The organism is Pseudomonas sp. BF-B-15, from assembly GCF_019946675.1.
GTDB lineage: Bacteria > Pseudomonadota > Gammaproteobacteria > Pseudomonadales > Pseudomonadaceae > Aquipseudomonas > Aquipseudomonas migulae.
Genome location: NZ_JAGYFZ010000065.1, coordinates 12,895 through 34,995 on the forward strand (window position 1 = coordinate 12,895; position 22,101 = coordinate 34,995).

The 22,101-nt window shown below is 60.3% G+C and carries 20 protein-coding genes; 12 read left to right on the forward strand and 8 right to left on the reverse strand.

The annotated features are described in order from the left end of the window. Window positions 1-27 precede the first annotated feature (27 nt). Window positions 28-861: a nucleoside triphosphate pyrophosphohydrolase gene (gene mazG / locus KGA97_RS19785; protein ID WP_223481333.1), complete on the forward strand. Its 834-nt coding sequence runs from the start codon at window positions 28-30 to the stop codon at window positions 859-861. A 28-nt stretch (window positions 862-889) separates the two neighbouring features. Continuing rightward, entirely contained in the window at window positions 890-1,432 is a 543-nt protein-coding gene (locus KGA97_RS19790) for a DUF2058 domain-containing protein (RefSeq protein WP_008041629.1), read from the forward strand. A gap of 70 nt (window positions 1,433-1,502) precedes the next feature. On the opposite strand, the gene KGA97_RS19795 is transcribed toward KGA97_RS19790, so the two are convergent. The 6 genes from KGA97_RS19795 to KGA97_RS19820 all read right to left on the reverse strand — a co-directional run bounded on the left by KGA97_RS19795 (window position 1,503) and on the right by KGA97_RS19820 (window position 9,044). Next, window positions 1,503-1,691: a hypothetical protein gene (locus KGA97_RS19795; protein WP_223481334.1), complete on the reverse strand. Its 189-nt coding sequence runs from the start codon at window positions 1,689-1,691 to the stop codon at window positions 1,503-1,505. Window positions 1,692-2,094: 403 nt separating this feature from the next. After that, window positions 2,095-3,315 (reverse strand): beta-ketoacyl-ACP synthase I, encoded by a 1,221-nt coding sequence (gene fabB / locus KGA97_RS19800; RefSeq protein WP_008029314.1) that lies wholly within the window; start codon window positions 3,313-3,315, stop codon window positions 2,095-2,097. An 11-nt stretch (window positions 3,316-3,326) separates the two neighbouring features. After that, window positions 3,327-3,842 carry a 3-hydroxyacyl-[acyl-carrier-protein] dehydratase FabA gene (gene fabA, locus KGA97_RS19805; protein WP_003179264.1) on the reverse strand — a complete coding sequence of 172 codons (516 nt, stop codon included), beginning with the start codon at window positions 3,840-3,842 and terminating at the stop codon, window positions 3,327-3,329. 247 nt (window positions 3,843-4,089) lie between these two features. Beyond that, window positions 4,090-5,991 carry an ATP-binding protein gene (locus KGA97_RS19810; protein ID WP_223481335.1) on the reverse strand — a complete coding sequence of 634 codons (1,902 nt, stop codon included), beginning with the start codon at window positions 5,989-5,991 and terminating at the stop codon, window positions 4,090-4,092. Next, the gene (locus KGA97_RS19815; RefSeq protein ID WP_223481336.1) at window positions 5,988-6,920 is read right to left on the reverse strand and encodes an ABC transporter substrate-binding protein; all 933 of its coding nucleotides are present in this window, start codon (window positions 6,918-6,920) and stop codon (window positions 5,988-5,990) included. The genes KGA97_RS19810 and KGA97_RS19815 overlap by 4 nt, the downstream gene beginning before the upstream one ends. Then, the gene (locus KGA97_RS19820; protein WP_223481337.1) at window positions 6,921-9,044 is read right to left on the reverse strand and encodes a TonB-dependent receptor plug domain-containing protein; all 2,124 of its coding nucleotides are present in this window, start codon (window positions 9,042-9,044) and stop codon (window positions 6,921-6,923) included. A 196-nt stretch (window positions 9,045-9,240) separates the two neighbouring features. Between KGA97_RS19820 and KGA97_RS19825 the strand changes: the two genes are divergently transcribed. From KGA97_RS19825 to KGA97_RS19845, 5 genes are all read left to right on the forward strand, one after another. Beyond that, window positions 9,241-10,266, forward strand: coding sequence for an NAD(P)H-dependent glycerol-3-phosphate dehydrogenase (locus KGA97_RS19825; RefSeq protein ID WP_008029310.1), 1,026 nt, complete (start codon window positions 9,241-9,243; stop codon window positions 10,264-10,266). Window positions 10,267-10,299: 33 nt separating this feature from the next. After that, window positions 10,300-10,647 (forward strand): DUF4389 domain-containing protein, encoded by a 348-nt coding sequence (locus tag KGA97_RS19830; RefSeq protein ID WP_008029309.1) that lies wholly within the window; start codon window positions 10,300-10,302, stop codon window positions 10,645-10,647. Continuing rightward, window positions 10,644-11,096: a phosphohistidine phosphatase SixA gene (gene sixA, locus KGA97_RS19835; RefSeq protein WP_008041615.1), complete on the forward strand. Its 453-nt coding sequence runs from the start codon at window positions 10,644-10,646 to the stop codon at window positions 11,094-11,096. Before KGA97_RS19830 ends, sixA begins: the two co-directional genes overlap by 4 nt. 212 nt (window positions 11,097-11,308) lie before the next feature. Next, complete coding sequence (locus KGA97_RS19840) at window positions 11,309-12,976, forward strand: AMP-binding protein (protein ID WP_192227930.1); 1,668 nt, start codon at window positions 11,309-11,311, stop codon at window positions 12,974-12,976. Window positions 12,977-13,008: 32 nt separating this feature from the next. Then, a complete protein-coding gene (locus KGA97_RS19845; protein WP_207286460.1) occupies window positions 13,009-13,452 on the forward strand; it encodes a hotdog fold thioesterase in 444 nt (147 codons plus the stop codon). A gap of 30 nt (window positions 13,453-13,482) precedes the next feature. On the opposite strand, the gene KGA97_RS19850 is transcribed toward KGA97_RS19845, so the two are convergent. After that, entirely contained in the window at window positions 13,483-16,449 is a 2,967-nt protein-coding gene (locus tag KGA97_RS19850) for an RHS repeat-associated core domain-containing protein (RefSeq protein ID WP_223481338.1), read from the reverse strand. Window positions 16,450-16,655: 206 nt separating this feature from the next. Here KGA97_RS19850 and KGA97_RS19855 point away from each other — a divergent pair, with 206 nt between their 5' ends. The 5 genes from KGA97_RS19855 to KGA97_RS19875 all read left to right on the forward strand — a co-directional run bounded on the left by KGA97_RS19855 (window position 16,656) and on the right by KGA97_RS19875 (window position 20,966). Continuing rightward, complete coding sequence (locus KGA97_RS19855) at window positions 16,656-17,462, forward strand: alpha/beta fold hydrolase (RefSeq protein WP_192420372.1); 807 nt, start codon at window positions 16,656-16,658, stop codon at window positions 17,460-17,462. Next, window positions 17,459-18,313, forward strand: a complete 855-nt coding sequence (locus tag KGA97_RS19860) for an alpha/beta hydrolase (protein WP_008029303.1) — start codon at window positions 17,459-17,461, stop codon at window positions 18,311-18,313. Before KGA97_RS19855 ends, KGA97_RS19860 begins: the two co-directional genes overlap by 4 nt. Before the next feature lie 50 nt (window positions 18,314-18,363). After that, the gene (locus KGA97_RS19865; RefSeq protein WP_008029301.1) at window positions 18,364-19,023 is read left to right on the forward strand and encodes a glutathione S-transferase family protein; all 660 of its coding nucleotides are present in this window, start codon (window positions 18,364-18,366) and stop codon (window positions 19,021-19,023) included. Between the two features lie 8 nt (window positions 19,024-19,031). After that, a complete protein-coding gene (locus KGA97_RS19870) occupies window positions 19,032-19,838 on the forward strand; it encodes a DUF4892 domain-containing protein (RefSeq protein ID WP_223481339.1) in 807 nt (268 codons plus the stop codon). Between the two features lie 72 nt (window positions 19,839-19,910). Next, window positions 19,911-20,966: an AI-2E family transporter gene (locus KGA97_RS19875; RefSeq protein ID WP_207286463.1), complete on the forward strand. Its 1,056-nt coding sequence runs from the start codon at window positions 19,911-19,913 to the stop codon at window positions 20,964-20,966. 105 nt (window positions 20,967-21,071) lie between these two features. On the opposite strand, the gene xopAW is transcribed toward KGA97_RS19875, so the two are convergent. After that, the gene (gene xopAW, locus KGA97_RS19880) at window positions 21,072-21,920 is read right to left on the reverse strand and encodes a XopAW family type III secretion system calcium-binding effector (RefSeq protein ID WP_223481340.1); all 849 of its coding nucleotides are present in this window, start codon (window positions 21,918-21,920) and stop codon (window positions 21,072-21,074) included. Window positions 21,921-22,101: the final 181 nt, after the last annotated feature.

The window sequence follows — 22,101 nt, forward strand, 5'->3', positions numbered from 1 at the left end:
CCTACAGAGCGTAGAGATTAATAAAAGATGTATTCACTTGAAGATTTGCTGCACCTGATGAGCCGTCTGCGCGACCCGCAGTTCGGCTGCCCGTGGGACATCAAGCAAACCTACGCGACCATCGTCCCGCACACCCTTGAGGAAGCCTACGAAGTCGCCGACGCCATCGAGCGCGGAGACTTCGATCACTTGCAAGGCGAGCTGGGCGATTTGCTGTTCCAGGTGGTTTATTACAGTCAACTGGCCCGGGAAGAAGGGCGCTTCGAATTCGCCGGCGTCATCGACAGCATCACCCGCAAGTTGATCCGTCGTCATCCCCACGTGTTCCCCACCGGCGATCTGTACGCGCCGCTGGATGTTCCGCGTCTGAGTGAAGAGCAGGTCAAGCAGCGCTGGGAAGAAATCAAGGCTGAGGAGCGCGCCGAGAAATCCGCGGTACCGCAACAACTGTCCTTGCTCGACGACGTGCCCGCCGCGCTGCCGGCGTTATCCCGTTCGGCCAAGTTGCAAAAGCGCGCAGGGCAGGTCGGTTTCGACTGGCCGGATGCGTTGCCGGTGCTGGATAAAGTCCGTGAAGAGCTCGATGAAGTGCTCGAAGCCATGGCCGACAACGACTCGGCAGCGATTGCCGATGAAGTCGGTGACCTGCTGTTTTCCGTGGTCAATCTGGCGCGTCATTTAAAGGTCGATCCGGAAACCGCCTTGCGCGGTGCCAACAGCAAATTCGAAAGACGCTTCCGTTTTATCGAACAGGCATTGCGCGACACCCACCGTCCCATAGAAGATTGCACCCTCGAAGAGTTGGACGCCTTGTGGGGCGAAGCCAAACGTCAGGAAAAGAATTTGCCCAGCTGCGGTTGAGCAGTGGCCTAAGTGAGAAATAAGCACCATGAGCATTTCCCTTCGCGACCAGTTGCTAAAGGCAGGGCTGGTCAACCAAAAGCAGGCCAAACAGGTCGGCAAAGAGAAGCAGAAGCAGCAGCGTCTGGTCCATAAAGGTCAGATCGAACAGGACGACACCCAGCAGCGTCTGGCGCAGGAAGCACTGGCCGAGAAGGTCAAGCGTGACCAGGAGCTGAACCGTCAGCAGCAGGAGAAGGCCGAGGCCAAGGCCCGTGCCGCGCAGGTCAAGCAATTGATCGAAGTCTCGCGCCTGCCGAAGCTGACGACCGAGGACTACTACAACTTCGTTGACGACAAGAAGGTCAAGCGCCTGTCGGTCAACGCACTGATGCGCAACAAGCTCAGCAACGGCTCGCTGGCGATCGTGCACCATGCCGGTGGCTACGAAGTGATCCCGCGTGAGGCGGCCCTGAAGATCCAGGAGCGCGATCCGCAGCGCATCGTGCAGCTGAACGTGCAGACTGAAGAAGCGGCGGCTGAAGACGATCCGTACGCGGCCTATCAGATTCCTGATGATCTGATGTGGTAAGCGGTTAACGACTGCTACAACGACAAACCCCGCTCATGGCGGGGTTTGTCGTTTTCAATGCTGTCGTTGCTTATGCGGATCGGAGCTCTCGTTTTTGCTCCAGTGTTTCCAGTTCGGCCTTGTAGCTGTGGGCGTCTGTTTCGGAGTGGAACATCCCAACCAACATGCCTTGTTGGTGCACGTCCCAGATCCGGATGCCGGCGGCTACGCCTTCGTGGGATTTATGTGAATCGTCGCGTTCAGTTACTTTTACAGTCATCTGCTAGCTCCAATCTCTGTGATATCTGCAGCAAGGCGTGTGCAGGACTCAGTTATATGTTTGGTTAGCTTGCTAAGTAAACGACTGTGTTTGGTAACGCACTCTTGCCAATTCTGCAAAAGTGCTGCAGCCCGCGTAATACGCGACATTCGGTCGCAGGGCTTTGAGTTTCATGACAAAAGCTTCATGTTCGTGAGAAAGAAATTTGCGAGTTAACTACTGAACCTGTGGGAGCGAGCCTGCTCGCGATAGCGGTCCTGACAGATACATTGATATCGAATGTATAGCCGTCATCGCGAGCAGGCTCGCTCCCACAGGGTAGTGTTTGACTGTATTTTTCAATCACAAAAAAAACGCCCCGAACCAGTCGGGGCGTTTTTGTGTGCAACGTAGCGGCGGGGTATTACTTACCCTGCCAGCGCTTCAGTACCAAAGTAGCGTTGGTACCACCGAAGCCGAAGCTGTTGCTCATCACGGTGTTGAAGGCGACGTCTTCGCGAGTCTTGGTCAGGATCGGCATGTCTGCCACCGCCGGGTCCAGCTCGTCGATGTTGGCGGAACCCGCCATGAAGTTGCCTTCCATCATCAGCAGGCAGTAGATCGCTTCGTGAACGCCGGCGGCGCCCAGGGAGTGACCGGACAGGCTCTTGGTAGAGCTGATGGCCGGAGCCTTGTCGCCGAATACCGCACGCACGCCTTCCATTTCCTTGGTGTCGCCGACCGGAGTCGAGGTACCGTGGGTGTTCAGGTAGTCGATAGGTGCGTCAACGGTGGACATGGCCATCTGCATGCAACGGATGGCGCCTTCACCGCTCGGGGCAACCATGTCGTAGCCGTCGGAAGTTGCGCCGTAGCCAACGATTTCCGCGTAGATTTTCGCGCCGCGAGCCAGAGCGTGTTCCAGCTCCTCGACCACCACCATGCCGCCACCGCCGGCGATGACGAAACCGTCACGCTTGGCGTCGTAGGCGCGGGAGGCCTTTTCCGGGGTTTCGTTGTACTGGGTGGACAGGGCGCCCATGGCGTCGAACAGGAACGACTGGCTCCAATGTTCTTCTTCACCGCCACCGGCAAATACGATGTCCTGCTTGCCCAACTGGATCTGCTCGACCGCAGTACCAATGCAGTGAGCACTGGTGGCGCAGGCGGAGGAGATCGAGTAGTTCACGCCCTTGATCTGGAACGGCGTGGCCAGGCAGGCGGAAACGGTGCTGCCCATGGTCCGCGTCACGCGGTATGGACCAACGCGCTTCACGCCTTTCTCGCGCAGGATGTCCAGCGCTTCCATCTGGTTCAGCGTGGAGGCGCCACCGGAACCGGCGATCAGGCCGGTACGCGGGTTGGAGACTTGCTCATCGGTCAGACCGGAGTCAGCGATGGCGTCTTTCATGGCCAGATAGGCGTAAGCCGCCGCGTGGCCGACGAAGCGATAGATCTTGCGATCGATCAGTTCTTCGAGGGGAAGGTCGATGGAGCCGGAAACCTGGCTACGCAGACCCATTTCGGCATATTCCGGGTTGAACCGGATGCCAGGGCGGCTTGCACGCAGGTTAGCGGAGACGGTCTCTTTGTCATTGCCCAGGCACGAAACGATGCCCAGACCAGTGATAACGACGCGGCGCATGCGGATAACCCTTAGAAGTTGTCAGTGGAGGTGAAAACGCCGACCCGAAGGCCTTCGGCGGTGTAGATCTCGCGACCGTCGACAGTCACCGAACCATCGGCGATGGCCAGGTTCAGCTTGCCTTTGAGGACGCGCTTGATATGAATGTTATAGGTCACTTTCTTCGCGGTCGGCAGAACCTGACCAAAGAACTTCACTTCGCCCGAACCCAGGGCGCGGCCACGGCCCGGCAGGCCTTGCCAGCCGAGGAAGAAACCGACCAGTTGCCACATGGCGTCGAGGCCCAGGCAGCCTGGCATCACCGGGTCACCTTCGAAGTGACAGGCGAAAAACCACAGATCCGGAGTGATATCCAGCTCGGCGACCAATTCACCTTTGCCGTACTTGCCGCCTTCTTCGCTGATCAGGGTGATGCGATCCACCATCAGCATGTTCGGGGCGGGCAGTTGCGCGTTACCTGGGCCGAACAGCTCACCGCGACTGCAGCGCAGCAGGTCTTCCCGAGTAAAGGCGTTTTGTTTGGTCATGCGAGCTCCTCAATAGTCCCATGCGGCAGGTGGGGCAAATCTTCCCGACCGATCGAAGCGTTCATGCCTCGAATCGGCAGCCTACTCATAGACTATTGCGTTGTGGTGAAAGTCACAGCACCAAGGACATGAATGTACACTTGTGCACTGAAATTATTATTCAAGCCCCTTTTCGGGCCTGTTCGGGTGCCTAAGACTGCCGCACTTTCGCCTTTCACGCCAGTCGCAGATGGTCGAAAGGCCTGCACTACTGCACCCATCGTTGCAGAATCTGCTGCAGATCAGTGCGTTTGAAGGGCTTGGCCAGGTAATCGTTCATTCCCGCCGATAAACAGGCTTCGCGGTCGCCCTGCAAGGCGTTGGCGGTCAGCGCGATGATCGGCAGGTCAGTGCAGCCGGGTAATTGGCGGATCTGGCGGGTGGCCTCGTAGCCGTCAATGATCGGCAGTCGGCAGTCCATCAGAATCGCTTCGAAAATCAGACTTTCGGCACTTCGCACCGCTTGAGCGCCATCGGTGGCGACGCTGACAGTAAAGCCCAGACTGCGCAACATTGCTTCGATAACGGTCTGGTTGACCGGGTTGTCCTCGACCAACAGCACATTGCGTCCTTCACCGTCACCGCTGCCGGTCGGTGTGCGCGGTGTCAGTACCGGCAGCTTCTGTTTATACAGCGCCAGCGGGATTTCCAGGGTGAACACCGAGCCGCGACCTTCCTCGCTCTGGGCGCGCAAGGTTCCGCCCATGCGTTCTGCCAGGGTGCGGGCAATCGGCAGCCCCAGCCCGGTGCCGCCGTAACGCCTTGAAATAGAACTGTCGGCCTGCTGGAACGCGTTGAACATCAATTCCAGGCTTTCGGCCGAGATACCAATCCCGCTGTCGCGCACGGTGCAGGTGAACCACAACAACTCGTGATCCAGCGACTGCCACTGCGGCTCGATGCTGACGCGTCCTTTTTCGGTGAACTTCAGCGCATTGCCCACCAGATTCACCAGGATTTGCCGGATCCGCGTCGGGTCGCCCTGCACCTGCAAGTCACGCATGTCCTCGGGAATCAGCAACGCCAGATCGAGCCCGCGCTGCATCGCGCTGTGCGAGAACGACTGGGCGCAACTGCCGATCAGGTCCGCGAGGTTGAACGGGATGTGCTCCAGTTCCAGCTCCGAACGTTCAATGCGCGAGAAGTCGAGAATGTCGTTGATGACTTTAAGCAAGTGCTCGGTGGACTCCGAGGCCAGCGCCGCGTACTCGACCTGCTCCGCGGTCATATCGGTGGTTTCCAGCAGTTGCAGCATGCCGAGCACGCCATTCATCGGTGTGCGCAATTCATGGCTCATCATCGCCAGGAAGTCCGATTTGGCGTTGTTGGCTTTTTCCGCCTCTTCGCGCGTCTGGATCAACTGCGCCATGGCCTGATGCTGTTCGCGGCTGGCCTGTTCCAGACCGCTGGCGAGGTTGTTGATGTGCTGCGACAGCGCGCCGAGTTCGGTGTCGTCGACAATCGGCAACGGCGTTTTGTAGTCGCCGCTCTGGATCGCCTTGACCGCGTTGCCGATGTCACGGATCGGCTGCGACAGGCTGCCGGCCAGGCGCCGGGCAATCAGGAAAGTGAACAGCAAGGCGAACAGCGCGAGGACACCGGCCTTGAAGAGGATTTCCTGTTGGCGCTTGCTGAAGGCGTCATTCGACAGACCGACGATCACCCGCCCTAGATAATCCTCGGCGGGGGCGGCGCCAGTGACTTTGCCGCCCTGGAAGAAATCATTGTGCAGTGCGATGCGTTGCAAGCGCACCGGCGCCTGGAACACTTCGACCTGTTGCGAGCGGGTGTAGGTTTCCGAGGGGTGCTCGACGTACACCAGAATCCGGTTGGCGTTGTCCTGGACTTCCAGAAAGCGCACATTGGGCGTGGCCAGGGTGGCCTTGAGCAAACTTTCAAGCACCTCGTTGTTGCCGGAAATTACCCCGTACTCGGCGGCCGGCGCCAGTTGGTTGGCGATCAGTTGACCGGTGTGATTGAGCTCCTGACGCAGGTCCTGGATCCGCACGAAGGTGAAGAAACTGATCAGCAGCAAGGTCAGCAGCAGGGCAGGGCCGAGGCTGATGATCTGGGTTCGCGTGTTGATGTCCCAACGACGACGGAAAGTCATGGGCGGCGTTCTCCTTCGGCCAGCTGTGTTGCGACCAACGCTTCATTAATCTGTTCAATGCCTAACGAACGAGCCACTTGTGGGTTACTCAATACTTTGAAGCGATTGGCGTAGTGCGTGCGCGGCCACGTGGCCGGTGGCCGGTCGAGCAGATCGTCGAGAATCGCCAGCCAGTCGCTCTGGTCGCTGTAGGTGCTGGTCAGGCTTCCGGCCTTGACGAACCCGGCGTTGGGGCCGATCAGTGCGGTTTGCCGTGTGTAGCTGCTGAGCAGCAGGTTTTTCGCGGTTTTGGGGTTGTACAGGTCGGGATCGTCGAGGCCCAGCAGCACGTCACTGTTTTTCAGCAGCGTCTGCAACGGTCGGCTGTCATGGGTATTGTCCCAGCGCTCGGTGACGATTTCGAAACCCAGGGGCTTGGCGATCTCGCGCAGTTCGCCCAGGAGAAATTCGCTGTGGCTGTCGTAAAGCACCCCGACCCGTTTGACCTGAGGCAACAGGATTCGGGTCAGGCGTAATTGTCGATCCAGCGGCGGGTCGCTCCACAACAGGCTCAAATGCGCCGGCACAGTTGCCCCCAGGCGTTGACGGGCTTGCAGGCGGCTGATGCGCAGCACCAGCGTCGCCGGGCCTCGGGCGTCTTGCAGGCGCCAGTCGAGGCTCGGCAGATCCAGCAGGATCAACCGGGTGCCGGCGGGCAATTTGTCCGGTGTCGGCAGATTGGCCAGTGGCTGAAAGCGAACGTTGTCAGCCGGGCGCAGGTCGCTCAGGGCCTTGGCAAAAGACTGCATGCCCGCGCTGTCGTCGGCGCCGGTCAGCAGAATTTCGGCAGCGTTGACCGAAAGGCTACCCAGCCCCCCGGCAAACACCAGGCACAACCCGGCCAGCAGGCGGCCAGGGTTTGGCATCATCCGTGATAGAGAGCGCAACATTTAGAACGCCAGCTCCGCGCTGAAGTAGAGCACTCGCCGCTCGTCGTAGCGGTTGTCGATGAACGTCGTGGGTTGATTGTCGAGGCGCTGTTGGAGGACGCCGGCCAGTTCCAGGCTGGCCTTGCCCAGGCCAATGCGTTTGGCGATACGCGTGTCGACCCGCTCAAAGCGATAGCCGTTGAGCGCGTCGTCACCATAGTAGAAGAGCGCGCTGTTCCAGCCGTGGCCCCAATCGCGCAGCCAACCGGCGGAGCCGCTGTTGCGCGCGGTCTGTTGCGCATCCAGCGGGTTGCTCGCCTCGGCATCGACGTAGGCGTAGGTCAGGCGCAAGCGATCGGCACTGCTCAGGCGCCAGTCGAGCTGGGTTTCCGTACCGGTGAAGCGCGAGCTGTTGGCGTTGCTGGCGATGTACTGATTGTTGCGTAGCGGCTCGCTGATCATGCCGGTGATTTCGTCGTGAAACACCTTCACGTCCACCGCCAGCCTCCACTCGGCGAAGTAACCGTTGTAGCCCAGTTCCCGCGAGCGCATGTGTTCCTGGTCGAGATTGCCGGGACCGCGGGTCTTGACGAAATAGCGGGCGCTGTTCTGGCCGTAGGCAGCGGGTTGCAGGTTGGTCACCCGGTAACTCCAGTTGACGTTGTTCTCGAACATGTCCGGCGAGCGGATGGCTTCCGAATACACCGCACGCAAACCGTGGCGCGGATTGATCAGATAGTTGACCGCCACGCGCGGCGTCAGCGAGCTGCCGATCAATTGCGTGTCTTCGAACATTGCACCGCCCTGTAACAGCCAGTGTTCGCTTGCGCGCCACTCAAGCTGGCCGAACGCGCGCCATGTCGTGTCGTCGAGCGTGCCATTGAAGTAGGTCTCGGAATCTGCCCGGTCGTAACGATAGTTCAGGCCGCTGACCAGTCGCAGACTGTCGGACAGGCTGAGGGTGTCTTGCAGTTCGAGGTCGTAGCGCGTCTCGCGGGTGCTCTGGTCGATGTCGCCGCACAAGGTTTGGCGGGCGCCGTTGCGCCACTGGTCCAGCACTTTACTGGCCAAGGCTTTTTCTGTCGGCGTGCCGGACGGTGCGCCGAGGCCGACGTAACGCTCGATGTTGCGCGCCAGGCGCTCGGTGTAATTCGGATTGAGCTGCCAGAGCTCGGTCAGTTCAGGGCTGAACGAAACTTCGGCGTCGCAGGCGCGCCAGGTCTGCTGACGATCCCAGTGCTGGGCCGAGCCCTGGATATAAAGGCTGTGATCAGGATTAACATCGAGGTTCCAGCGCAGGGAACCGGCATAGTCCTTGGCCACAACGTCGGAATTGTTCCCGGCAGCGGTAATCCCCGAAAACACCGGGCGGTAGGTATAAGGCCGCTGGTTGCTGCCGTCCTTGGCATTCAATTGCCAATCGAGGCTTTGCTGTTCGTTGAGCGTCTGGCTGACGGCGAGGTTGAAGCGGTTCAAGCGGCGGCTGTCGCGGTAATCGGCGCCGCTGCGGTCCGAGTCAAAGCCGTCGTCCTGCTGGCCGGACAGCGACAGGCGCACGTCTCCACCGTCCCAACCCACGCCCTGACTGGCGTAAAAGTCATCGATGCCGCGCTGGCCACGGGTGACTTTGACCCGCGTACCATGGCTGTCGGCCGGGTTGCGGGTGATGATGTTGACCACCGCCATCAACGCATTGGCGCCATAGCTGACGGTGTTCGGGCCGCGGAAAACCTCGATGCGCTCGATGTCTTCCATGGCCACCGGAATGTCGCTCCAGTCGACCGTGGCCAGGCCGGCGCGGTACACCGAGCGTCCGTCGATCAGCACCTGCATGCGCCGCGCTTCGCTGGCGTTGGTGCCGTGATAGTTCACCGCCGCCTGATTGCCGCTGATGTTGCCGACCATCATCCCCGGCACCAGCCGCAGCAATTCACTGATGTCACGGGCGCCACTGGCGTTGATCAGTTCGCTGTCGATCACCGTCATGCTTCCCGGAACCGCCGCCGGCGACTGTTTAAGACGCGTAGCCGTCAGCACTTGCGGCACCGGCTCGTTGTCGAGAAACAGGTCGTCGGCCAGCAATGGCGGGCTGAATATCAGCGCCAGGACCAGCGGAGAGCGAGGTGCAGCGGGGCCAAACGACACAACACATCCTTGATAGCGATTAATGGGCGCGCATGTTAACCGAGCGGGTCGACTTTTTCAGTCACGATGCCGGCATTTTCCTCGGATTTATCAGTCTTCTTTCTACAAGTGCCGGTAATTGACGCGGGGGCTGGCCGCCACTGGGCCGCTCCGTATAATGCCGACATCGCCATTGGTATGGATTAACGGATTGCATATGACTGAACAGCGCCCAATTGCGGTCCTGGGAGGCGGAAGTTTTGGTACCGCCGTGGCTAATCTGCTGGCCGAGAACGGGCATCAGGTCCGGCAGTGGATGCGTGACCCCGAGCAGGCCGAGGCCATTCGGGTCAATCGCGAGAATCCGCGTTACCTCAAGGGCATCAAGATTCTGCCGGGAGTGGAAGCGGTCACCGACCTGCAAGCCACGCTGGACGCCTGCGATCTGTGTTTTGTCGCGCTGCCTTCCAGCGCGCTGCGCGCGGTGCTGGTTCCGCACGCCGATCGCTTGAGCGGCAAATTGCTGGTGAGCCTGACCAAAGGCATCGAAGCCCACACCTTTAAACTGATGAGCGAGATCCTCGAAGAAATCGCCCCGCAAGCGCGCATCGGCGTGCTGTCCGGCCCGAACCTGGCCCGTGAAATCGCTGAGCACGCGCTGACCGCCACGGTCGTCGCCAGCGAAGACGAAGAACTCTGCCAACGGGTCCAGGAAGCGCTGCACGGGCGCACCTTTCGCGTGTACGCCAGCGCCGACCGTTTCGGCGTGGAGTTGGGCGGGGCGCTGAAAAACGTCTACGCGATCATCGCCGGCATGGCGGTGGCGCTGGGCATGGGCGAAAACACCAAGAGCATGCTGATCACCCGGGCGCTGGCGGAAATGACCCGCTTCGCGGTGAATCAGGGCGCCAACCCCATGACCTTCCTGGGACTGGCCGGGGTGGGGGACTTGATCGTCACCTGTTCGTCGCCAAAAAGCCGTAACTACCAGGTCGGCTTCGCCCTCGGCCAGGGCTTGAGCCTGGAAGACGCGGTGACACGCCTGGGCGAAGTCGCCGAAGGTGTGAACACCTTGAAAGTGCTCAAGGCCAAGGCCCAGGAAGTTGGTGTCTATATGCCGCTGGTCGCCGGGCTGCACGCGATCCTGTTCGAAGGGCGCACGCTGAATCAGGTCATTGAACTGCTGATGCGTGGCGAACCGAAAACCGACGTCGACTTTATTTCCACCAGTGGTTTTAACTGATCACGCTCCTCATAAGGAGCAGGAGAGCGAGACATGAACGATCCGAAAACAGAAGCCCAATACGAATCCATCCTGCTGCGGGTGTTGTGGATGATCGTCTTCCTGCTGGTCTGGCAGGTGGCGCAGTTCATCCTCGGCGCCGTGGTGCTGGTGCAACTGGTCTATCGTTTGATCTATGGCGCCCCGAGCGCCAGCCTGATGAATTTCGGCGACAGCCTGAGCCAGTTCCTGGCGCAGATCGGTCGTTTCGGCACGTTTCACAGCGACCAGAAACCCTGGCCGTTCGCTGACTGGCCGACGCCGCGTACACCGGAAGGTGAAGCGCCACACGTCGTGGCGCCTGCGCCGCATCCGGCCCGAGATGAGGAACCCAAGCTATGAAACTCTGGGTATTGCGTCATGGGGAAGCCGAGCCTTACGGCTCGCGTCCGGACTCCGAACGGACATTGACTACCCACGGTCGTGAAGAAGTGCTGCGCAGCGCTGCGCGGTTGATGGGGCAGCCCGTCACCGCGATCTATGCCAGCCCTTACCTGCGAGCGCAGGAAACTGCGCAACTGGTCCGTGAGGCTCTGGGCTTCGAACCGGAGATTCGTACAGTCGACTGGCTGACCCCGGAAACCGACCCGGATAAAGTGGCCGAGCAGTTGGTGTCGGTGAGTGACGTCCTTTTGGTCAGTCACAACCCGCTGGTGGGTAACTTGCTGAGCTACCTGCAACATGGCGCCGGCTATCCACCGGAAAAAGTCAGCACCGCCGGCCTGGCCGAACTTGAGCACAATGAGTTGTTGATCGGATCGATGAAGCTCAACAGCCTCAAGCACCCTTAGCGCTTATTGCTGCTTTTGCTTTTGTAGGAGCGTGGCTTGCCCGCGAAGCTTTTAGCGCCTTCAAGGGCCCCTTCGCGGGCAAGTCGGACCGCCGCACCGCTCGCTCCTACAGTGTTCGGCTGCAGTACTGATTTTTTGTAATGAAATAGTCAACCAAGCAATCGCTTGGTTGACTACGCTTGCTCCAGACCAAAAATAAAGGAGCGAGTCGCATGTCTGCTGCTTTTCGTTTGCCGCTGGACGTCTTCTACGAGCGCGAATCCCGTCATCCCCGCCAGCGCTTTCTGGTCCAGCCCACGGGTGGTGGCCAGGTCGAGACCCTGACCTGGGAAGACGTCGGCCATCAGGCTCGCTGCGCCGCGCACTGGCTGCGCGCCCGTGAACTGCCGCAAGGCAGCCACATCGCCCTGATCTCGAAAAACTGCGCCCACTGGATCATCGCCGACCTGGCGATCTGGATGGCCGGGCATGTGTCGGTGCCGTTGTACCCGAACCTCACTGCCGAATCCGTCGCGCAAGTACTCGAACACTCCGAAGCGGCGCTGGCGTTCATCGGCAAACTCGACGACTGGCCCGGCATGTCCCGCGGGGTCAATCCCGACTTGCCGACCATCAGCCTGCCGTTGCACCCACCGGGTACCTTCGATTTCAGCTGGGCCGACCTGCAAGCCTGCTCACCGATCCAGGACGATCCCAAACCCGCCGCTGACCAACTGGCGACCATCATTTACACCTCCGGCACCACCGGCATGCCCAAAGGCGTCATGCACAGCTTCGGCAATCTGGGGTTCGCCACCACCCGTGGCACGCAGTTGTTCGGCCTCAATGAGTCGGATCGATTGCTGTCTTACCTGCCGTTGTGCCACGTCGCCGAACGCATGTTCGTCGAACTGGCGTCTATCTACACCGGGCAAACCGTGTTCTTTGCCGAGAGCCTCGACACCTTCCTGACTGATTTGCAGCGGGCGCGGCCGACTGCGCTGTTCGGCGTGCCGCGCATCTGGACCAAATTCCAGATGGGCGTGTACGGCAAGATCCCGGCAAAACGCCTCGACTTCCTGCTCGGGCTGCCCTTCATCGGCAAACGGGTAGGGCACAAAGTGCTCGCCGGGTTGGGGCTGGACGCCTTGCGCGTCGCGTTGTCCGGCGCCGCGCCCGTGCCGCAGACGTTGTTGCTGTGGTACCGCAAACTCGGGCTGGACGTGCTGGAGGTCTACGGCATGACCGAAAGCTGCGGGTATTCCCACATCGGCCGGCCCGGCGACAACAAGCCGGGCTGGATCGGCAAGCCTTGCCCCGACGTTGAAGTGCGGATCGCCGAATCGGGCGAGGTCTTGGTGCGCAGTGGCGCAACCATGCTCGGGTATTTCAAGGAACCGGAAAAAACCGCCGACACCATCACCGAGGACGGCTTCCTGCGCACCGGTGACAAGGGCGAACAGGACGCCGAAGGCAACCTGCGCCTGACCGGTCGCCTGAAGGAAATCTTCAAGACCAGCAAAGGCAAGTACGTGGCACCGGCACCGATCGAAAACCGTTTGGCGGTGCATTCACGCATCGAGCAAGTGTGCGTGGTCGGCGATGGGTTGAGCGCGCCACTGGGATTGTGCGTGCTCTCGGCAGTCGGGCAGCAGGACGCCGGCGGAACCGCGCGTGCCGGCCTGCATTCAAGCCTGGAAAAACTTCTCGAAGAGGTCAACGGCGCCCTCGACAAACATGAGCGCCTGCGCCGGCTCGTTGTCGTCAAAGACAGCTGGGCCGTGGAAAACGGCTTCCTGACGCCAACCCTGAAGATCAAGCGCAACGTGATCGAAGCGGCTTACGGCCCCCGGTTCGAAGAATGGAGCGAGCATAGCGAAGCGGTGCTGTGGCAGGATTGAGCCACGAACAAAACCAACAAAGGATGTGTGCAATGAGTTTGTGGCGTACCACTCCCAACATCGAGCAGTTGAACGCGATTCAGAAAAACACCATCGGCGAAGTGCTGGATATCCGCTTCGAAGCCTTCGACGAAGAGTCCCTGACCGCGAGCATGGTCATCGACCACCGCACTCATCAGCCTTATGGTTTGCTGCACGGCGGTGCTTCGGTGGTGTTGGCTGAAACAGTCGGCTCCATGGCCAGTTATCTGTGCATCGATGCCAGCAAGTTTTACTGCGTAGGCCTTGAGATCAACGCCAACCATTTGCGGGGGCTGCGCAGCGGACGGGTGACGGCGGTGGCCAAGCCGATTCACATCGGGCGCACGACCCATGTCTGGGACATTCGGTTGACCAGCGATGAGGGCAAGGCCAGTTGTGTGTCGCGGTTGACCATGGCGGTGGTGCCGTTGGGGGAGAGCCCGCCGGCCCGATAATCCTTTCGAACCGGGTCTGGACTGACGGCTTCAGATGTCATGAACGCTATGGCGCCGGACGACAGAACGGCTGCTGAATCTAGGCGCCGTTGACTGGACGTCTGGACTAATGCGAGCTGCGGCCTGCGGATCAAATACACTGTATCCGTCCAGAGCGGCTGGCATGACCACAGCTCGATAGTCAGCGAGCCCGATGAAGGCACCGGCGATGGCTCCACTTAGCATGTTCACCAAATCCCCGCGTTCGGAGGCACTCAGGCCGGTGATGCTGGCCGTCGCAGCTTCAACCGCGGTATTCACGTCGAAAATGAACAGGCTGGAGGCAATCCTGCCGGTCGCCCCTAAGGCTGTATCGAGGAGCGGTGGACTTTGAATTGGCGACGTACCCGCTGCATAGTTTGTATCTGGATGATTTCCCCGCAACCACGTGCCGACAAACCCGTCCGCCCCTTCAATCAAAGGACCTAGCCAACTGCGAATGGACTCTGGGACAAATCGACCGAACGCGCCATTGAGTGCGTTAGTTACCGCATAGGCCGAGACTGTTCGATGAACGGTCGGCGCCCGATCTCCCAGGCTGACATTGCCCCAGGAAAAGTTTGCTCCATGCCCCCTGAGTACCTGTTGTAAGAATTCTCGAATGAAAGCGCCTGCATCTGCGCCTATTCGGTTGATGGCTGTCTGGTTCAGCTCCACCTCTGATTCGTCCGTTGAATCACTGTCATGACTCAATGCCACCGGTAAAACGCCTATCAAAACGCCAACTATGGCACCGAATACCATTGCGTTGCGATGAAACCGTGCAGCCAAACCACCACCGACAATCCCGACGGCAATCCCATCAAGCAGGCCGGCGGTTGTCTCCAGTGCAGCGTTGGTAGCACGACTGGCGGGCAAGGTGTTCAACGCCGCAATGGTCGACATTTGCACCACGCCGGACATACCCCTGGAAACGAAATCACGCACAAAGGCAGATGAAGACGCATCGCGCAGGTTACTGGTTTGTAGCGTGTGGTCATCTATCAGTCCGGCGATATCTACATGCCCCACCGGATTTGCGTGAACCATCGCATACAGATTCAACCCGTCAGCGGTCCCCGCAGGATCCGCACTCAGCCACCGCTGACACCAAGGCATGTAGTAGCGAAACCCGTAGTAATACAAACCCGTGGCATCCCGTTCCTGCCCTGAATAACGAATGGTTTTGTAACTGGCTTCCAGCTTGCTGCGTCCCGCCCACCAGCAGGTTCCACCGTACGGGTAGTAGCTTTCCCACGTGATCAATCGCGCAGCTTCATCCAGCTCGACGGTGCTGGACTTCAGATGATCGGTGAAGCTGTAGCGATGCGGGTCCTGGGGAATGCCTGACGCAGGTTTTTTCTCCCAATGAAGTACCTGCACCTTGCCGCGCCCGGCCTCCACCGTGATGACATGAAGGATTTCGGCAGCAGACGAGCGAATTTCCACACCCGGCAGGTAGCGGGTTTCGTGGGTGCGGGTCAACGTGCCGGTGTAGGCCTGACGGATCTTTCGCAGGCGTTGGCCGCTGCCGTCGTAGAGGTAAATCTCGGTGTCGTCGGGCTCGTCCTCACGCACCACTCGATCGACCTGGCGCAATTGGTTGCGCAAATCCCACAGCAAGTCTTGTCCCGGTTGCAGGGTCACGCGGTTGCCGTTCAGGTCGTAACTGGCGGCAATGTCGTTGTCGTCGGGTAACTCGCCATTGGTCTTTTGAGGCAGGCTGCGATTGCTGGAAGCGGCGATGGCTGTACGTTCGGTGCGGCTGGCACTGTCGGCCTGATGCTGCATGACTTCCAGGTTGCCGGCGGCATCGTAGGTGTAAATACGCGTGTAATTTTCCAGTTGTCCGGGGTCGGGCGCAGATTGGAACGCCGGTAACTGCGGCCCGCCGCTGGCATTGCGAAGCTGTCGGCCGGTGGCGGCTATCAGTCGGTAAAGGCTGTCATAACGGTAGCGATGGGTGTGTTCGATCCGCTGATTGCGGTGATAGCGAGTCGGGTCGGCAGTGTCGGTCAGGCCAGTGATATTGCCTGTGGCGTCGTACTCGTAAGTCAGGTCCTGGATCGCAGGTTGATCTGGCACGTAAGCCTTCAGATGTTCCAGGCGCCCGTCTTCAGGGCGAAAAGTCGCACACGAAATAACGCCATTCCCTGCACGTTGCCGCTCGATCTGACCGAAAGCGTTGTACTGGATGTCACTGACCAGGGTTTTTTCCTCGGTCTGTCCGGCCAGTGTCAGGCGAACTTCCTTCAGCTCGGCTGCACGGGTCTGAATGTACGCTTGAGTATTACCTTTTGCGTCGATCTGCCTGATGGGGTCGTCCACGGCGTTGCAGTGAAGGCGAGTGATCGCTGGATCATCCTCCAGAAAACCATCGCGTTCGCTCTCCGTCGCGGGCCAATCCACGGACCAATGCGGATCTTCGACAAAAGTACGGCTGTGTTGCAGCGGTGTGCCGCCAATGCCGAACGAGAGGTAGCGCAAAGTGCCTGCGGTGTCGTCCTGGCGAATCAGTTGGCCACACAGGTTAAGGCTTTCATCGGCGCTGGCAGCCGCGTAGGCAAACCTTGCGATGCAGCGTAGCGCTTCACCGTGGGCGTTCTCGAATGAAGCGATTGGCCGGCGTTGCCCGTCGTAGTGCAGGCGGCTATGGGTGAGCTTCTGATCCCATCCTTCGACGCCTTGACCGTCCTCGCCGAGCAAGCCCAGGCGCCAGCCGGCATCACTGTTTTCGGACAACAACAGGGCGCCCGACAGGCTGAACACGCTGATTTGATTGGCGGCGCTCTGGCCTGCCTGATGTAAACGAAACAACCGTGGATCGCGGCTCAGCACGGCACGCCCGGCAACATCGTGGACCTGCTGGGTGATGCAGCTTTCGGCTGCAGAGTTGTCGCGGCGGTGATACGCCACTGCACGCACACCCAGACCGCGGGAGTCGATCACTGCAATAGCGGGCGTGTTGGCGTGGGTCATGACAGGCATTGCCTGAGGCTTGGCGACAGTGCTCTTATCCGCGTCATGAGGATTGACTGTCAACTGTCATAAATAACAGGTCCGACCCACCGTGCCGCTCATAGCCACGGCACGACTGTCATCATTCCTGGCAGTTACGGTCATTGCGGTTCCCGGTGGGCTTGCGGACAATCAGGTTCTGTTTTTCGTTTGATGGAACGACCGGTATGTCGCAGCAGATATTTTTCGCCCACGCCAATGGGTTCCCCTCCGGGACCTACGGCAAGTTGTTCGCGGCGCTGGCGCCCGAGTATCAGGTGACGCATCTGGAGCAGCACGCCCATGACCCGCGTTTCCCGGCGGATGACAACTGGCACAACCTGGTCGACGAGCTGATTCATCACCTCAAGCAACAGGCGGAACCGGTGTGGGGCGTCGGTCATTCCTTCGGCGGCGTGCTGCACCTGCACGCGGCATTGCGTTGTCCCGAGCTGTATCGCGGCGTGGTGATGCTCGATTCACCGGTGCTGACCCGCGCCGATCAATGGGTGATCCTCGCGGCCAAGCGTTTCGGTTTTATCGACCGCCTGACCCCGGCCGGCCGCACATTGGGGCGTCGCGAAGAGTTCGCCGATATCGAGAGTGCCCGCCGTTATTTCGCCGGTAAAACGCTGTTTCGCGGTTTCGACCCTGAATGTTTCGACGCTTACCTGCAACACGGCCTGCATCAGGTCGGCGACAAACTGCGTCTGCGTTTCGACCCCGCCACGGAAATCAGCATCTACCGGGGCGTGCCCCACACCAGTCCCGGTCGCGCACGGCAACTGAAAGTGCCGCTGGCGGTGGTGCGAGGGCACAAAAGCCGCGTGGTGATGCGCCATCACGCCAATTCTGTCGGGCGCATGCCGTTGGGCGAATCCCTGACCATGCCCGGCGGCCACATGTTTCCCCTTGAACGCCCCCAGGACACCGCCGCGCTGCTGAAAAAACTGTTCAGCCGCTGGGACGCTCGTCATCAGCAGGATTGCGCATGAACCATGCCGTCGAAGAAGTCCGCCTGAGCCTGCCGCACATTGAGCTGGCGGCGCACCTGTTCGGCCCCGAGGACGGTTTGCCGGTGATTGCCTTGCACGGCTGGCTGGACAACGCCAACAGCTTTGCCCGGTTGGCGCCGAAGCTCAAAGGGCTGCGCATCATCGCGCTGGACATGGCCGGTCACGGTCATTCCGGGCATCGCCCGACGGGGGCCGGCTACGCGATGTGGGACTACGCCCATGATGTGCTGCAAGTCGCCGAACAGCTGGGCTTGAAGCGTTTTGCGCTGATGGGGCACTCCATGGGGGCGATCGCTTCGCTGATCATCGCCGGGTCGCTGCCGGAGCGGGTTACGCACCTGGCCTTGATCGACGGCATCATTCCTCCTACAGACAAAGGCGAAAATGCTGCCGAGCGCATGGGCATGGCCCTGCAAGCGCAACTGGACCTGCGAGAGAAAAGCAAACCGGTCTACAACACCCTGGATCGAGCCATCGAAGCGCGTATGAAAGGTTTGGTGGCGGTCAGTCGCGAGGCCGCCGAATTGCTGGCGCAACGCGGCTTGATGCCAGTGCCGGGCGGTTACACCTGGCGCACCGATAGCCGTCTGACGCTGCCATCGCCGCTGCGTCTGACCACCGAACAAGCCATGGCCTTCGTCCAGCGCGTCAGTTGTCCTGCGCTGCTGGTCGTCGCGGCCGACGGCATGCTCGCCAAACATCCCGAGTTGCTGGAGCGTCTACCCTTTAGCCGTGAACAGCTGCCTGGCGGTCATCATTTGCACCTGAATGACGAATCCGGTGCCGACCTTGTCGCAGACTGTTTCAATCGGTTCTTCGCCGTTCCTTGACTTGCGCCGGGCAACTGTCGAGGCTGGGCGGGTTGAAATGGGAGACAACCATGATAGATCTCTACACCGCTGCGACCCCGAATGGCCACAAGGTCTCTATCGTGCTCGAGGAACTCGGCCTGCCCTACACGGTGCATGCGTTGAGTTTCGACAAAAAGGAACAGAAGTCCGCGGACTTCCTCAAGATCAACCCCAATGGCCGGATCCCGGCGATTGTCGACCGCGCCAACGGCGATTTTGCCGTGTTCGAATCCGGCGCCATCCTGATTTATCTGGCAGAACTGAGCGGCAAACTGTTGCCCAAGGACCCGAAGGGGCGCTCGGTGGTGCTGCAATGGCTGATGTTCCAGATGGGTGGAATCGGTCCGATGCAGGGCCAGGCCAACGTGTTTTTCCGTTACTTTCCGGAAAAGCTCCAGGGCGCCATCGACCGTTATCAGCATGAAACCCGACGCCTGTATGAAGTGCTCGACACGCGCCTGCAAGACGTAGAGTTTCTGGCGGACGAATACAGCATTGCCGACATCGCGACCTATCCGTGGGTCCGTGGTCACGAGTGGTCCGGTGTGGCAGTGGACGGCTTGTCTGCATTGCAACGCTGGATGGCGACGATGGCGGCGCGCCCGGCGGTGCAGCGCGGTTTGCTGGTGCCCGAGCGCATCGACGACGCCAGTGTCGTCAAGGGTGCCCAGGCCATGCTGATCCGATGAGCCTGTCCATGCGATCACTCAGTCTGCTAATGCTGTGTTGTTTCAGTCCTTCTCTGTTTGCCGCCGATGTGCCGGGCAGTCAGGACCTGCCGATCGTGCCGCGCCTGGCCGATTCGCAGATCGTCGACTATCGCCCCACGGCTGAACTCGAACGGATCTACCCGTTGGGCTCGATCCGCAAGATCAGTGGGCAGTTGCGTTTCGACGGTCAGGTCAGCGCCCGCGGCCAAACCACCTCGGTGACCTACGAGCTGCCTGCGGAGCATTCCTCCACCGAAGCCTTCACGGCGGCTCGCGAAGCCTTGCAGAAGCAGGACGCCCAGTTGCTGTTCTGGTGCCAGGCCCGCGATTGCGGCGAGAGCAGCCTGTGGGCCAATGAGGTCTTCGGCAATGCCAAGCTCTATGGGGCCGACGATCAGCAGGCCTACCTGTTGTTGCGTCTGGCGGCGCCGCGGGACAACACCCTGGTGGCGCTCTACAGCATCACTCGCGGCAATCGCAAAGCCTATTTGCACGTCGAGCAGTTCGACACCGCAGCGCCGCTGGGTGATTTGCTGCCGACTTCCGCCACCTTGCTTCGAGAACTCAAGAGCACCGGCGAGCTCGATTTCCCCAAGCTGACCGGCGACCCTGACGATACCTGGCTGCGTCTGATCTCCCGTGGGCTGAACCTGGACACCACGTTGCGGGTCAGTGTGTCCGGGCCGAAGGCCGAAGCCTGGCGCCAGGCCCTGATCGGCCAGGGTGTGCGTACGGCCAGGATGGAAACCGGCAGCGTCGAAGGCTCTGGCCTGCACATCGAACTGTTGCGATAAGCTGTGGCAGGCGGACGTGCTTGCCGCGTTCGCCTACTCTTATTGGCTGACTGACATTTTTTCGAGACGTGGATGATCAATAACGATCGACTGTTGGTGCAGATCCTGCTGCTGGTGCTGTTTGGCGCGAGCTTCTGGGTGATGGCGCCGTTCTGGTCGGCCATGTTCTGGGGCGCGGTGCTTGCGTTCGCCAGTTGGCCGCTGATGCGCTTGCTGACCCGTTGGCTCAATGGGCGAGAATCCCTGGCGGCGGCATTGCTGACCCTCGGCTGGATGTTGCTGGTGGCGGTGCCGCTGGTGTGGCTGGGTTTCAACCTCGCAGACCATGTGCGTGATGCCACGGCGTTCATCAAGGACGTGCAAATGGATGGCCTGCCCGAGGCGCCGGCATGGCTGGGCAGTATTCCTTTGGTAGGCGCGCGTCTGGTGGTGATCTGGAACAGCATCGATCAGCAGGGCGCGGCGATGATGGTGTCGCTCAAACCTTATCTGGGGCAGGTCGGCAACTGGTTGCTGGCGCGTAGTGCACAGATTGGCGGCGGCATTCTCGAGCTGACACTCAGCATTGTGTTCGTGTTCTTTTTCTACCGGGACGGGCCGCGTTTGGCGGCGTTTGTCCATGGGCTGCTGCAACGGTTGATCGGTGACCGCGCCGGTTATTACATCGAACTGGTGGCGGGTACGGTGCAACGGGTGGTGAACGGCGTGATCGGGACTGCGGCGGCGCAAGCGGTGCTGGCGCTGATCGGCTTCCTGATTGCCGGGGTGCCGGGGGCGCTGGTGCTGGGCATCGTCACCTTCTTGCTGAGCCTGATTCCCATGGGGCCACCGCTGGTGTGGATTCCGGCCACGGCGTGGCTCGCCTGGAAGGGCGAATACGGTATGGCGGTGTTCCTTGGAATGTGGGGGACGTTCATCATCAGTGGGGTCGACAACGTGCTCAAGCCTTACCTGATCAGTCGTGGCGGTAATTTACCGTTGGTGATCGTGCTGTTGGGCGTGTTTGGCGGGTTGATTGCGTTCGGGTTCATCGGCCTGTTTATCGGCCCGACGTTGCTGGCTGTGGCGTACAGCCTGTTGACCGACTGGAGCAAGAGTCAGGCGCGGGTGGAAGATCGCCGACCGTAAACTCATGGCCGATAAATTGTAGGAGCCGGCTTGCCGGCGATGGCATCACCGCGTTTCACCTCAAACGCCGCGGTGATCCGATCGCCGGCAAGCCGGCTCCTACAATTAGCTTGTGACGTTAAGGTACTTGCCTACCGTCGCCACCTTGTCGAGCGAGTACTGCTTGCTCAGGTTGGCGATCATTTTGTTCAGCGCTTCAGTCACGTTCGCCTGATCGGTGGCGCTGTTGCTGTTTTTCTCGCGACCGGCCTGCAACGCGGCTTCCAATTCGTCGCTGCTGACGCCGCCACTGCTGTCGCTGTCCAGCACCTTGAGCAACGCGGCGCTGGTGTCGCTGCTGGTGGTTGAAGTGCTGCTGGCCTGCAACGCACTGCTCAATTCGCCGGCGCTGACACTGCCATCGCTGTCCGCGTCGAGTTGGCTGAACAATTCGTCACTGGACACCTGTTGCGGCGGTGGCGGCGGAGGGGCGAGGCTGGCGGCGAGTTCGTCCTTGCTGACGACGCCGTCTTCGTTTTTATCCAGCGCCGAAAAAATCTTTGTGCTGTCGGCACTGCTGCCGGCGTTGGTCAGGCCGCTGCTCAGCTCATCGCTGCTGATGGCGCCGTCACTGTCGGTGTCCAGTGCGCTGATCAGCGCGTCGGCCAGTTCGGTGTTGGGTGCCAGATCACGCGGTGGTGGTGGCGGTGGTGCCATCGCAGCCATTTCTTCGCTGCTCAGGCTGCCACTGTCGTCACTGTCCAGATCGGCGAAGTTCTTGCTCAGGCTGACCAGCAGGCCGTCCTCGGTTTTCTGTGACAGAGCGCTGGTGAGCTCGTCCTGATCCACCGAACCGTCGCTGTTGGTGTCGAGCCTGGCGAGCAGTTCTTTCTGGAATTGCTGGCTGCGAGCATTGCTGGTTGTGGTGCTGCTGGTGCTGGTATAGCTCGTGTAGTTGCTGACGCTACCGATCATTGGGCTCACTCCCTGGAATGGAAAACCGGTGGGTGCACCGGCTTATGCAGCCTCAAGGAGCAAGTTGTCGTGGGTATGTGGGGTTTGTACCGATTGGTACACACAGGTCAGACTCAGACCCTGTGGGAGCGGGCTTGCTCGCGAAAGCGGTGGATCATTCAGCATTGATGTTGACTGACCC

What these genes read in the sequence shown, in the direction of transcription:
- KGA97_RS19860 (WP_008029303.1), top strand. Translation starts at nt 17,459, where the DNA reads ATGAACCATGCCGTCGAAGAAGTCCGCCTGAGCCTGCCGCACATTGAG.
- KGA97_RS19815 (WP_223481336.1), bottom strand. Translation starts at nt 6,920, where the DNA reads ATGTTGCGCTCTCTATCACGGATGATGCCAAACCCTGGCCGCCTGCTG.
- KGA97_RS19870 (WP_223481339.1), top strand. Translation starts at nt 19,032, where the DNA reads ATGCGATCACTCAGTCTGCTAATGCTGTGTTGTTTCAGTCCTTCTCTG.
- KGA97_RS19830 (WP_008029309.1), top strand. Translation starts at nt 10,300, where the DNA reads ATGAACGATCCGAAAACAGAAGCCCAATACGAATCCATCCTGCTGCGG.
- mazG (WP_223481333.1), top strand. Translation starts at nt 28, where the DNA reads ATGTATTCACTTGAAGATTTGCTGCACCTGATGAGCCGTCTGCGCGAC.
- xopAW (WP_223481340.1), bottom strand. Translation starts at nt 21,920, where the DNA reads ATGATCGGTAGCGTCAGCAACTACACGAGCTATACCAGCACCAGCAGC.
- KGA97_RS19850 (WP_223481338.1), bottom strand. Translation starts at nt 16,449, where the DNA reads ATGACCCACGCCAACACGCCCGCTATTGCAGTGATCGACTCCCGCGGT.
- sixA (WP_008041615.1), top strand. Translation starts at nt 10,644, where the DNA reads ATGAAACTCTGGGTATTGCGTCATGGGGAAGCCGAGCCTTACGGCTCG.
- KGA97_RS19825 (WP_008029310.1), top strand. Translation starts at nt 9,241, where the DNA reads ATGACTGAACAGCGCCCAATTGCGGTCCTGGGAGGCGGAAGTTTTGGT.
- KGA97_RS19790 (WP_008041629.1), top strand. Translation starts at nt 890, where the DNA reads ATGAGCATTTCCCTTCGCGACCAGTTGCTAAAGGCAGGGCTGGTCAAC.
- KGA97_RS19865 (WP_008029301.1), top strand. Translation starts at nt 18,364, where the DNA reads ATGATAGATCTCTACACCGCTGCGACCCCGAATGGCCACAAGGTCTCT.
- KGA97_RS19845 (WP_207286460.1), top strand. Translation starts at nt 13,009, where the DNA reads ATGAGTTTGTGGCGTACCACTCCCAACATCGAGCAGTTGAACGCGATT.
- KGA97_RS19875 (WP_207286463.1), top strand. Translation starts at nt 19,911, where the DNA reads ATGATCAATAACGATCGACTGTTGGTGCAGATCCTGCTGCTGGTGCTG.
- fabA (WP_003179264.1), bottom strand. Translation starts at nt 3,842, where the DNA reads ATGACCAAACAAAACGCCTTTACTCGGGAAGACCTGCTGCGCTGCAGT.
- KGA97_RS19840 (WP_192227930.1), top strand. Translation starts at nt 11,309, where the DNA reads ATGTCTGCTGCTTTTCGTTTGCCGCTGGACGTCTTCTACGAGCGCGAA.
- KGA97_RS19795 (WP_223481334.1), bottom strand. Translation starts at nt 1,691, where the DNA reads ATGACTGTAAAAGTAACTGAACGCGACGATTCACATAAATCCCACGAA.
- fabB (WP_008029314.1), bottom strand. Translation starts at nt 3,315, where the DNA reads ATGCGCCGCGTCGTTATCACTGGTCTGGGCATCGTTTCGTGCCTGGGC.
- KGA97_RS19855 (WP_192420372.1), top strand. Translation starts at nt 16,656, where the DNA reads ATGTCGCAGCAGATATTTTTCGCCCACGCCAATGGGTTCCCCTCCGGG.
- KGA97_RS19810 (WP_223481335.1), bottom strand. Translation starts at nt 5,991, where the DNA reads ATGACTTTCCGTCGTCGTTGGGACATCAACACGCGAACCCAGATCATC.